This window comes from Glacieibacterium frigidum, from assembly GCF_007097155.1.
GTDB classification, from domain to species: domain Bacteria; phylum Pseudomonadota; class Alphaproteobacteria; order Sphingomonadales; family Sphingomonadaceae; genus Glacieibacterium; species Glacieibacterium frigidum.
In genome coordinates, this window is sequence record NZ_VJWA01000001.1 from 1,881,846 (window position 1) to 1,890,723 (window position 8,878).

The window sequence follows — 8,878 nt, forward strand, 5'->3', positions numbered from 1 at the left end:
CTACGGACGCGCGCGGTTCCGCCTACTCGCCGACCTGCGGCTCCTTGTAGCGGTTTTCGAGGAACTTGCCCTGGATCAGGAAGGCGTCGCGGTCGTCGCTCGCGAGGTTTTCCGACACGCGGGCGAGTTCGGTGTCGACGGTCTTGAGCCCCTCGACGAGCCGCGCCTCGATGCTCGGGCCGCCGTCGTCGGCGGGGGTACGGCGCAGCTCGGGCGGCACCTTGCGGTAGCGCTCGACGAGCTCGGGCAAATGCGAATTCAGCAGGCGGCCGACATCCTGCGCTCGCGCGTCCATCGCCGGCACCGCAGCCAGCTGCGGACCGATCGCGTTGAGCTTGGCCGAAATCGCGTCGAGCGTCGGGGCCGCAAGGCGCGGCAGGTCGCGGCGGCGCGCGTCGAGCCACACGTCGGTCCGTGCCGGCAGCTCGGCGGGGGGAAGCTTCTTCAGCGCCGGGGTCTCGATCGCGGCACCGCCGAGCGGCAGGATCATGCCCAGGATGAACGCCAGCGGCAGCAGCAGCGCCGCCAGCAGAAACCCGCCGATCCCGATCGCGCCCACGAACAAAGTATAGCCGAGCAGCACTGCGAGCAGCGCGGCCACCGCATACAGCCCCCGCCGCAACCGCCGCCCGGCGTTCGACACGGTGCGCGAGATCCGCCGCGTCCGCGCGGTGTTGTTGAACCCGCCCGGCAGCCGGTCGAGCACCTCGTCGAAACGGGCAATGGCGCGGTCGACGTCGCGGCTCACCTCAACCCTCCAGCGCCGCGAAGGTCGTCCCGCCGCCGCCCAACGCCATTGAATTGCTCGCCCCCTCCGCCCGCGCGATATACCCCCGCGACTTCTCCACCTCACTCGACAATGTATCCACCGTCGTCTTCATGCTGGTCAGCGCCTGCACCTTGAACGTGTCGATGGCATCCATCGTAGCGTATATATTTTGGAACGCCTTCTGCAGCGTCGCGATCGGGATCGTGCTGCTCGCGGCCTGCTGATGGATTGCCCCGGTCTGGGTGCGCAGCAGCTCGCCGGTCGAATCGATCATGCCCGCGGTCGTCGTGTTGAGCGCTGTGATCTGCTCCAGCACCAGCTTCTGCGCGGTCAGCGCCTGTGCGACGGTGACCGCGGTGCGCAGCGCAGCGACGGTCGTGGTCGACGCGCGGTCGACACCCTTCACCAGCTCGACATTGTTCTTCTTGACGAGGTCGAGCGCCAGATAGCCCTGCACGCTGACTGCCATCTGCGTCAGCAGGTCGGTGGTGCGCTGGCGGATGTAGAACAGCGCGGTCTCGCGGATCGCCTTGGCCTTGGCGGGGTCGCTATAGTCGAGCTCGGCGGCCTTCGCCTCGAGCCCCGCATCCAACGTCTTCGAGACGTGGATCATCTGCTCGAGCTTCCCCATGGTCTTCCACAGGTTGGCCCGCTCGACGTCGACCGCGGCATTGTCGTGGAGCAGCTCGTCCTTGCCCGACGCGAGGCGCGCGAGGATCGCCGAGATGTTCGACTGCGCCGACTTGTAGCTGTTGAAATAGCCGCGCAGCTTGTTGCCGCCGAAGGGGATCAGCCCGAACAGCTTCTTCTTCTGCAGCAGATCGCCGCGCTTGCCGGGGTCGAGGTCCTCGATGGTGGCGCGCAGCTGGGTCAGGTTGGCGCCGATGCCGGTGTCGCGGTCCATCGCGCGCACCGGGCGGTCGAGGAAGCGGTTCGACTGGCCCGCGGCGTCGGCGATTTCCTTCGCGCCCAGGTTGGTCAGCGCGTCGACCTTGGCACCGAAGGCAGGCGACGCGGCATCCTCGGTGACAAGTTCGCCGATCCACTTCTCGACATTGGCGTCGAGCTTCGACTTGGTCGCGTCGTCGACGGGGACCAGCCCGCTGGCGGCGGTCGGCGCGACGACCGCGACGGGCGCGGGCGGGGTCAGCACGATGGTCGGCGCTTCGGCGGTGGTCGTCGGGGCCTGGGTGGCCATTGGGCGATGCTCCGGTGAGTGGCGAGTGCGAGGGTTAGCAGATCGGACGCGACGGCTCTACTGTGTTGCCGCACTATGTCGGTAGTTGCGAGGGCCGGCGCAAGGGCTAGGGTGGCGCCCATGACCGACCCCCGCGACGCCGACTTCGGCACCCTGTCCGACCTGATCCGCGGGCATGCCGCCGCCAACCCCGGGGGCACCGCCTTCGTGGTCGGCGACGAGCGGATCGACTGGGCCGACCTCGACGCGCGACTCGACGCCGTCGCGGGGGCGCTGCAGGCGCGAGGAGTCGAGCGCGGCGACCGGGTCGCGGTGTGCGCGGGCACCAGCATCGCCTACGCCAGCCTGTTCCTCGCGACGCTGCGTGCGGGCGCGTGCATCGCCCCGATCGCCCCATCGTCGACGCCGACGCAGATCGCGGCGATGGTTGCCGACAGCGGGGCAAAGCTGTTCTTTACCGACCCCAGCACGGTGGCCGACCCGGTCGCGGTGCCGGTGCTCGACCTGGGCGACGACGCGTGGATCGGTTCGCACGCCTTCACCCCCGTCGCGGTTGGGCCGAGGGACGCGTTCAACATCATTTATTCGAGCGGCACGACGGGGACGCCGAAGGGCATCGTCCACGACCATGCGATGCGCTGGCAGCATATCGCGGCGGGGTGGAAACTGGGTTACGACCGCGCCTCGGTGACGCTGCTGTCGACGCCGCTCTATTCGAACACGACGATGGCGAGCTTCCTGCCCGGCGTCGCGGGCGGCGGCACGGTAGTGATGATGCCGAAGTTCGACGCGGCCGCGTACCTCGCGCTCGCGGCAGAGCATCGCATGACGCACACCATGCTGGTGCCCGTGCAGTACCGCCGCATCATGGCGCTGCCAGACTTCGACAGCTTCGACCTGTCGAGCACGGTCTGCAAGTTCGCCACCTCGGCGCCCTTTCCCGCCGCGCTGAAGGCCGATGTACTCGCGCGCTGGCCGGGCGGGCTGATCGAGTATTTCGGCATGACCGAGGGCGGCGGCCTGTGCGTACTGATCGCCCACCAGCACCCCGACAAGCTCCACACCGTCGGCCGCCCCGCGCCGGGCCACGAGATGCGCGTGCTGGGCGACGACGGCCGCGAGCTGCCGCCCGGCGAGGTCGGCGAGATCGTCGGCCACTCGACCGCGACGATGCGCGGCTATCACAACCAGCCAGGCAAGACCGCCGAGGCGCAGTGGATCGCCCCCGATGGCCGCGTCTTCATGCGCACCGGCGACGTCGGGCGGATCGACGCCGACGGGTTCCTGACGCTGATGGACCGCAAGAAGGACATGATCATCAGCGGCGGCTTCAACATCTACCCGAGCGATCTCGAGGCGGTGCTGGCGGAGCACCCGGCGGTCGTCGAGGCGGCGGTGGTCGGGGTGCCGTCGGACGACTGGGGCGAGACGCCGGTGGCGTTCGTGGTGCTGCGCGAGGCGGCGGACGTGAAGGCATGGGCGAACGAACGGCTAGGCAAGACGCAGCGGCTGCATGCGGTCGAAGTTGTGGACGCATTGCCGCGGAGTGCGATCGGGAAGGTGTTGAAGCGGGAGTTGCGGGATGGGTGGGCCGCAGCCTGATCGAAGGCTATGTGACCCGGATGCACCTCACCAACTTCGACGCGCCCGCCTTCCTCCGCGACACTTGGCAGCGGCGCCCGCTGCTGATCCGCAACCCCTGGGCCGCATGGGCGAACCCGCTCGAACCCGACGAGCTGGCGGGGCTGGCGTGCGAGGACGGGGTCGAGGCGCGGATCGTGACGACGAAGCGCAAGGGCTATGTGCTCGAACAGGGGCCGTTCGCGGAAAAGCGTTTCGCCAAGGCCGGCAAGAAACCGTGGACGCTGCTGGTGCAGGCGGTCGACACCTACGACCCCGACGTCGCCGCCTTGCGGGAGGCGTTCCGCTTCATCCCCGACTGGCGCATCGACGACGTGATGGTCAGCTACGCCAGCGACGGCGGCGGTGTCGGGCCGCACTACGACCAGTACGACGTGTTCCTCGTGCAGGGGCTGGGGCGGCGGCGCTGGCAGATCGGAGGGATGTGCGACGCCGCGACGCCGCTCCAGCCGCACGACGATCTGCGGTTGCTGGCGGACTTCCAGGCGACCGAGGAATGGGTGCTCGAGCCCGGCGACATGCTTTATATTCCGCCCGGCATCGCGCACCACGGCGTCGCGGTCGGCGACGACTGCATGACCTATTCGATCGGCTTTCGCGCCCCGTCGCGCGCCGATCTGATCGGCCACTGGGCCGACGACCTTATCGCGGGCCTCGCCGACGACGACCGCTACGCCGACCCCGGCCTGAGCCCCCAGGCGAACCCCGGCGAGATCGCGCCCGATGCGGTCGCGCGCCTGCACGCCATGGTGACGAGCACGATGAAGGACCCCGCGGTCTTCGCGCGCTGGTTCGGGCGCTACGTCACGGAGCGCAAGTACGACGATGCGCCCGAAGTTGTCCCCGAGGGAACGGGCCTGCGCCGCAACCCGGCGAGCCGCTTCGCCTTCGTGCGCCGCAGCGAGGGCGTCCTGCTGTTCGCCGACGGCGCCTGCTTCGACTGCACCGGCGACATGGTCGGGTACGCAGAAGCGCTTTGCGCGGGCGTCGTCGGCGCACCTTCGTTCGCCACGCGCGAGCTCATCGCGGCGCTGGTCGCGCAGGGCAGCCTGGTCGACGCGTGAAGCGCACGCGGGCAAGCGTCTGCGCGCGCAAAGTGCGGCACGCGAGCGAGGCGGCGGCGCTTGCGGTGGCGCGGGACGCGGCGGTGCCGCTCAGGCCTTATCGGTGCGACCGCTGCGGGGCGTATCATTTGACCAGCCGGACCAAGGGCAAGCGGGTGCCGCGCTCCGGTGCGAGCTGAAGAAGGAAGAATTGCTCACACGAAGGCACGAAGGCACGAAGAAGCAAGGCACCGAAAGGACGGCCGATACGCGGATCAGATGACCGGCGCCGTCCCTCCGCGCCCTACCTTTTCTCTTTCTTCTTCGTGCCTTCGTGCCTTCGTGTGAGCAATGACTTCTACCGCTCCACCTCCCGCCACGCCCCCGGAGCAAGTCCCGCGACCGCCCAGTCGCCCACGCTCCAGCGGACGAGGCGCAGCGTCGGGTGGCCGACGGCGGCGGTCATGCGGCGGACCTGGCGATTGCGTCCCTCGCGGAGGGTCAGGCGGAGCCAGGTGTCCGGGATTGTCTGGCGCACGCGAATCGGCGGGTCGCGCGGCCACAGGTCGGGGGGTGCGATGGCCTCGGCCTCGGCGGGCAGCGTCGGGCCGTCGTTCAGTATGACGCCCTTGCGCAGGGCGGAGAGGACGCTGTCGTCGGGAATGCCCTCGACCTGCACGAGGTAAGTCTTCGGCAGCTTGAAACGCGGGTCGGCGATGCGCGCCTGTAGGCGGCCGTCGTCGGTGAGGATCAACAGCCCCTCGCTGTCGCGGTCGAGGCGGCCGGCGGGGTAGACGCCGGGCACGTCGATATAGTCCGACAGTGTGGCGCGCGCCGCGCCGTCGGTGAACTGGGGGAGAACGCCCCAGGGCTTGTTGAACAGGATGAGGCGGGGCATCGGCCCTCGCCCGCGAAGATCAGTTCTTGACCACCGCCGGCTTCGCCGCCTCGGCACTCGCCACCGGCGCAACCACGGGTGCGGCGAGCGCGACCTCTAGCCGCTTGGCCGCTGCGCAATCGGTCTTGCACAGCGTCTTGATGCGGACGAGGTTCAGGTTTGCCCGCGCCCGCGCACCGCGCGCGACGAGCGCCTTGCCCTGCCCCTCGAGCGCCGCGAGATTGTTCGGATCGAGCGCCAGTGCCTCGCGGTAGAAGCGCACCGCCTTGCCGGGCAGGCCCTGTGCCTCATAAGCGTGGGCGATGCCGATGAAGGCGCGCCCATTGCGCGGATCGACCGCGGCAGCGGCTTCGTAAGCGTCGATGGCAGCGGCCGGCTGCTGCTTGGCGAGCGCGGCGTCGCCGATCGCCTGCAGGCGCAGCGACTGCGGGTTGATCGCATCGTCACCGCCCGCGGCCCCGACCGCGACGGTCGACGCGGTACCCGCAACCAGCAAAAACAACGGTATCGCCCAGGACTTGCGCATGTCGTCTCCCTCGCCCCGCGGCGATGCTAACAGATGCGTATCAGCCCCCCTAGAAAAAATCCGTCGCACCCCTGTGTCCCCGGCGTCAGTACGACTTTAGATACGGGCGCACCCCCCAATGGGTTGCGTAAGGGCAAGGGGTTGACGTCGGCGGTCTGCGCCAGGAAATCGGCGACGACCCCTTCGCCCTCCTCGGGCAGCAGCGAGCAGACGACATAGACGATCCGCCCGCCGGGCTTGACGAGGCCTGCCGCGAGCTTGAGCAGCCGCCCCTGCTCCGCGACGAAGCGCGCCAGCCGGTCCGGCGTCAGCCGCCACCGCGCCTCCGGATTGCGCCGCCATGTGCCCGTCCCCGAGCATGGCGCATCGACGAGAACGAGGTCGCACGCACCCTGCAGATCGCCGAGCGCCGCCATCTCCTTGCCCGGGTTGAGCAGGCGCGTCTCGATCTCGGCCCCGGCGCGGACAGCGCGCGGTTCAAGCTGGCGCAGGCGCGCGCGGTCTGTATCGGCGGCGATCAGCCGGCCCTCCCCCCCCATCGTCGCGGCGAGCGCGAGCGTCTTGCCGCCGGCGCCGGCGCACAGGTCGAGAACGGTCTCGCCGGGCTTCGCTTCGCACGCCGCGGCGGCGAACTGGCTGCCGGCGTCCTGGACCTCGATGAGGCCGTCGTGAAAGGCGGGCAGCGTCTCGACGTTCAGGTCGCCGCGGACGCGCAGCGCGGTGTCGATGAGCGGCACCGGGTCGGCGTCGATCTCGATGGCGTCCCGCGTCGTCTTGAGCGTGTTGACGCGCAGGTCGAGCGGGGCGCGGTCGAGGAGCGCGGCCAGCTGCGCGTCGGTGTCGGCGCCGAAGCGCCTCCGAAGCCGCTCGATCAGCCACGCCGGCGCGGGGCCGGGGCGGGCTTCGGGCTCGCCCTCGACGTGGGGCGCCGGGCCGTGCGTGCCGCCCTCGAACAGGTCGAGCAGCGCGGGGTCATGCGCGCGGGCGTGGGCGAGCATCGCGCTGCGGCCCGTGGCGGGGCGCTCGCCGATGCTGCGGATGACGGCGTAGATCAGCTCGCGCACCGCGCGCCGGTCCTTCGACCCGGCATAGCGGCGCGTCTGGAAATAGCGCGCGATCAGCGTGTCGGCGGCGGCCCCGCCCTCGCGCGCGGCGTGGACGATGGCGTCGAGGCAGTCGATCGCGGCCTGCACGCGGGCGGAGGGGGTCATTCTATATCTACCTTGTCATTCCGGCGCACGCCGGAACCCATCGTGGTACGAGGCGGAGGCTCCGCTGGTGGCAAAGTGAGTTCCGGCCTTCGCCGGAATGACAACTTCAAATACTCACCCCGCCGGATAATTCGGCGCTTCGCGGGTGATCGTCACGTCGTGGACATGGCTCTCGCGAAGCCCCGCATTGGTGATGCGGATGAAGTCGGCGCGCTCGCGGAACGCCGCGAGGTCCTCGGCGCCCGAATAGCCCATCGCCGCCTTCACCCCGCCGACCAGCTGGTGCAGCACGTCCTTCGCCGGACCTTTGAACGGCACCTGCCCCTCGATGCCCTCGGGCACCAGCTTCAGCTGATCCTTGATGTCCTGCTGGAAATAGCGGTCGGCCGAGCCGCGCGCCATCGCGCCGACCGAGCCCATGCCGCGGTAGCTCTTGTACGTCCGACCCTGCCACAGGAAGGTCTCGCCGGGCGCCTCGCTGGTGCCGGCGAGCAGCGAGCCGATCATCACCGCGCTCGCGCCCGCCGCGAGCGCCTTGGCGATGTCGCCGCTGGTGCGCAAGCCGCCGTCGGCGATGACGGGCACGTCGCCCGCGGCCTTCGCGGTGTCGAAGATCGCGGTCAGCTGCGGCACGCCTACCCCTGCGACGATGCGCGTCGTGCAGATCGACCCCGGCCCGATGCCGACCTTGATGCCGTCGGCGCCGGCGTCGATCAGCGCGCGCGCCGCGTCGGCGGTGGCGACGTTGCCGGCGATGACCTGCGCCGAGTTCGACAGGCGCTTGATGCGCGCCACGGCCTCGGCGACGCGCAGCGAATGGCCGTGCGCGGTGTCGACGACGATCAGGTCGCACTCGGCGTCGAGCAGCGCCTCGGTACGCTCGAAACCTGCATCGCCCACGGTCGTCGCGGCGGCCACCCGGAGCCGGCCGGCGGCGTCCTTGGTCGCGTCGGGGAAGGTCACCGCGCGCTCGATGTCCTTGACCGTGATCAGGCCGATGCAGCGGTTATCGTTGTCGACGACCAGCAATTTCTCGATGCGGCGGGCATGGAGCAGGCGGCGCGCCTCGTCCTGGCTGACGCCGGGCTTGACGGTCGCGAGGTCGGTCGAGGTCATCAGCTCGGAAATCGGCTGCAGCGGGTTCTCGGCGAAGCGCACGTCGCGGTGGGTGACAATACCCGCCAGCCGGCCCGCAGCGTCGATGACCGGGATCGACGAGATCCGGTGCCGGCGCATCAGGTCGAGCGCGTCGCCCAGCGTGCCGCCAACCGCCATGGTGACGGGGTTGACGACCATGCCGCTCTCGAAGCGCTTGACCTGGCGGACCGCAGTCGCCTGCTCGTCAATCGTCAGGTTGCGGTGGAGGACGCCGATGCCGCCGGCCTGCGCCATGACGATCGCCATGTCGGCCTCGGTCACTGTGTCCATCGCGGCGCTGAGCATCGGGATGTTGAGGCCGATCTCCCGCGTTACGCGCGTGCGGGTGTCGGCCTGGGAAGGCAGCACCCCCGATTCGCAGGGCACCAGCAGAACGTCGTCGAAGGTCAGGCCGAGTCGGATATCCATCGCGTCTGTTAGCGACGCGTGAGCCT

8 protein-coding genes are annotated in these 8,878 nt (G+C 69.9%); 2 read left to right on the forward strand and 6 right to left on the reverse strand.

All coding sequences use genetic code 11. The annotated features are described in order from the left end of the window. Positions 1 to 22 precede the first annotated feature (22 nt). Together FMM06_RS09185 and FMM06_RS09190 are read right to left on the reverse strand one after the other, a co-directional pair. On the reverse strand, positions 23 to 748 hold the full coding sequence (locus FMM06_RS09185) for a hypothetical protein (protein WP_144236944.1): 726 nt from the start codon (positions 746 to 748) through the stop codon (positions 23 to 25). 1 nt (position 749) lies between these two features. After that, a complete protein-coding gene (locus FMM06_RS09190) occupies positions 750 to 1,967 on the reverse strand; it encodes a toxic anion resistance protein (protein ID WP_144236945.1) in 1,218 nt (405 codons plus the stop codon). Between the two features lie 120 nt (positions 1,968 to 2,087). On the opposite strand from FMM06_RS09190, the gene FMM06_RS09195 reads away from it, so the two are divergent. Next, positions 2,088 to 3,569 carry a class I adenylate-forming enzyme family protein gene (locus FMM06_RS09195; protein ID WP_144236946.1) on the forward strand — a complete coding sequence of 494 codons (1,482 nt, stop codon included), beginning with the start codon at positions 2,088 to 2,090 and terminating at the stop codon, positions 3,567 to 3,569. 20 nt (positions 3,570 to 3,589) lie between these two features. Further along, positions 3,590 to 4,672 carry a cupin domain-containing protein gene (locus FMM06_RS09200; protein WP_144237171.1) on the forward strand — a complete coding sequence of 361 codons (1,083 nt, stop codon included), beginning with the start codon at positions 3,590 to 3,592 and terminating at the stop codon, positions 4,670 to 4,672. 337 nt (positions 4,673 to 5,009) lie between these two features. Here FMM06_RS09200 and FMM06_RS09210 read toward each other — a convergent pair whose 3' ends face one another. The 4 genes from FMM06_RS09210 to guaB all read right to left on the reverse strand — a co-directional run bounded on the left by FMM06_RS09210 (position 5,010) and on the right by guaB (position 8,852). Then, entirely contained in the window at positions 5,010 to 5,549 is a 540-nt protein-coding gene (locus FMM06_RS09210) for a pseudouridine synthase (protein ID WP_144236948.1), read from the reverse strand. Positions 5,550 to 5,568: 19 nt separating this feature from the next. After that, positions 5,569 to 6,075, reverse strand: coding sequence for a tetratricopeptide repeat protein (locus tag FMM06_RS09215; protein ID WP_144236949.1), 507 nt, complete (start codon positions 6,073 to 6,075; stop codon positions 5,569 to 5,571). Between the two features lie 26 nt (positions 6,076 to 6,101). After that, a complete protein-coding gene (locus FMM06_RS09220; protein WP_144236950.1) occupies positions 6,102 to 7,286 on the reverse strand; it encodes an RsmB/NOP family class I SAM-dependent RNA methyltransferase in 1,185 nt (394 codons plus the stop codon). A 114-nt stretch (positions 7,287 to 7,400) separates the two neighbouring features. Next, on the reverse strand, positions 7,401 to 8,852 hold the full coding sequence (guaB, locus tag FMM06_RS09225; protein WP_144236951.1) for an IMP dehydrogenase: 1,452 nt from the start codon (positions 8,850 to 8,852) through the stop codon (positions 7,401 to 7,403). Positions 8,853 to 8,878: the final 26 nt, after the last annotated feature.